This is a genomic window from Vibrio sp. 811 (assembly GCF_033339195.1).
In genome coordinates, this window is sequence record NZ_JAWOUB010000589.1 from 1 (window position 1) to 609 (window position 609).

Consider the following 609-nt stretch of genomic DNA (forward strand, 5'->3'; position numbering starts at 1 on the left):
TAATAACTATAAACAGCCTCTTTAAGCCGATGCATATGAGAGGCGAACACTTAAACAATGGTACTCAATGGTTAACCAAAGGCGATTTAGCCTCTCATTTGTTGTTTTCTTTCCTTTAGTTCTATTCATTGTGGTAATGCTCGTTACTACAAAAAACTACTACGATGCAGTCAATCGCTATATTGATACTGAATATTCGCGTATCGATAGAGCGTTAACTCGTGGTATCAAAGTCTTAACTGCACTGGACTACAGCTTTACCAACTATTCAAACTTCGCGAACCCTCTTTCTGAAGAGCATAACTCTATTGTGAAAGGCGACATCTGCTATATATGGCCGATTGATGTTTTGCTATTGGAGAACGTTTACAGCGATGGCCTGCCAGCGGTTGATGTTGATTACATGATCGTCGGCGAAAAAAGCTTGTGTCAGGCAGGGACGAAAATCAACAAACTTGCAGAACAAAAAGCAGGCTTTGCCCCTTCTTTGTCCTTCCTTCATGATATTGAATCCCACATTGTTGGTATCCATTACATCGATAAACGTGGTTATGTGATTTCGTCGCCCGATAAGTACGCTAAGAATTTTACTAAAGAGCTTTGGTCAAC

At 40.4% G+C, this 609-nt stretch carries 1 pseudogene; it reads left to right on the plus strand.

The annotated features are described in order from the left end of the window. Positions 1-67: 67 nt before the first annotated feature. Positions 68-609 (plus strand): annotated as a pseudogene (locus R7Q46_RS28250) (diguanylate cyclase); the annotation flags it as partial.